This window comes from Streptomyces sp. 8P21H-1, assembly GCF_013302945.1.
The window spans coordinates 1-1,323 of sequence record NZ_JABTYA010000210.1 but is presented as its reverse complement, the minus strand read 5'-3'; the positions used below and the strand labels follow the sequence as shown (position 1 = coordinate 1,323).

Genomic DNA, 1,323 nt, shown 5'->3' with positions numbered 1-1,323 from the left:
CCGGTCCGCGCCGCTCCAGGGTGACGGCGACACGGGCCGCGCCCGAGTGCCGCAGCGCGTTGTGCAGCGCCTCCTGGGCGACGCGCAGCACGGCCTCCTCCTGGGCGGCGGGCAGTGCGCGGACACCGCTGCTCTCGAAGGTCACGCGCGCGGAGTGGGCCCGGTCGAGGACCCGGGTCTGGGTGCGCAGGGTGGCGACCAGGCCGTCCTCGTCGAGGGCGGCGGGGCGCAGCTCGACGACGGCGGCGCGCAGCTCCTCGGCGGCCTCCGCGGCGAGGGCCGTCACCTGCTGGAGTTCGTCCTTGGCACGGCCCGGGTCGCGGTCCACCAGGGCGGCGGCGGCCTGGGCGGTCAGGCGCAGGGAGAACAGCTTCTGGCTGACGGCGTCGTGCAGTTCGTGGGCGAGGCGGGAGCGCTCCTCGGCGATGGTGAGCTCGCGGCTGCGCTCGTACAGGCGGGCGTTCGTCAGGGCGATCGCGGCGTGCTGGGCGAGGATCCTCAGCAGTTCCTCGTCGTCCTCGGTGAAGCCGCAGCCGCCTTCCGGCTCCGCGCACGGCGGGTGCGGGGGGTTCCCCCGCGCGGGACGCACCTTGTTGGCGAGGAACAGCGCCCCGATGACCTCGTCGCCGTCGCGGATGGGCAGGCCGAGGAAGTCGGACATGTCGGGGTGGGCGGCGGGCCAGCCCTCGAAGCGCGGGTCCGCGCGCACGTCGGCGATCCGCTCCGACCGGGCCTCGTGCAGCATCGCGGCGAGGATGCCGTGCTGGCGCGGGAGCGGACCGATGGCCTTCCACTGCTCGTCGCTGACGCCGTCGACGACGAACTGGGCGAAGCCTCCGTGGTCGTCGGGGACCCCCAGGGCCGCGTACCGCGCGTCGAGGAGCTCGCGGGCCGAGGCGACGATCGTCTTGAGGACGTCGCGCACCTCCAGGTGCCTGCTCATGGCCAGCAGCGCGGTGCTCACCGCGGACAGGCCCGCCGTGGGTCCTTGACTCATGGCCTCACGGTACCGGCGGGGTGTGACAGCGCGTATCCGACCCGTGGCGGACCGGCCCGGTCCGCCGGCCCTAGGGCGAAGGGCCCCGGCGCACCGCGACCCGCGTACGAGGCGGCCGGGGCCTTCGGATTCCTACGTTGGGGGCGGCCGCCGCGGCGGTGGTCACGGGACGAGGGGACGGTCATGCCGGTAGGGATCATCACGGGGGCTTCGAAGGGGCTGGGGCGGGCGCTCGCCGGGGCGCTGGCGCGGCGCGGCTGGGACCTGGTGCTGGACGCCAGGACGCCGCGGCCGCTGCGGGAGGCCGCGGCCGGCCTCGGCGGGTA

General features: G+C 75.8%; 2 protein-coding genes. One reads left to right on the top strand and one right to left on the bottom strand.

Annotated elements, in window-relative coordinates; all coding sequences use genetic code 11:
• Positions 1 to 997: GAF domain-containing sensor histidine kinase (locus tag HO151_RS03535; protein ID WP_173894647.1), on the bottom strand; the 997-nt coding region annotated here is incomplete at its 3' end.
• Positions 998 to 1,180: 183 nt separating this feature from the next.
• Between HO151_RS03535 and HO151_RS07320 the strand changes: the two genes are divergently transcribed.
• On the top strand, positions 1,181 to 1,323 hold a 143-nt coding region (locus HO151_RS07320), incomplete at its 3' end, for an SDR family NAD(P)-dependent oxidoreductase (RefSeq protein WP_173894646.1).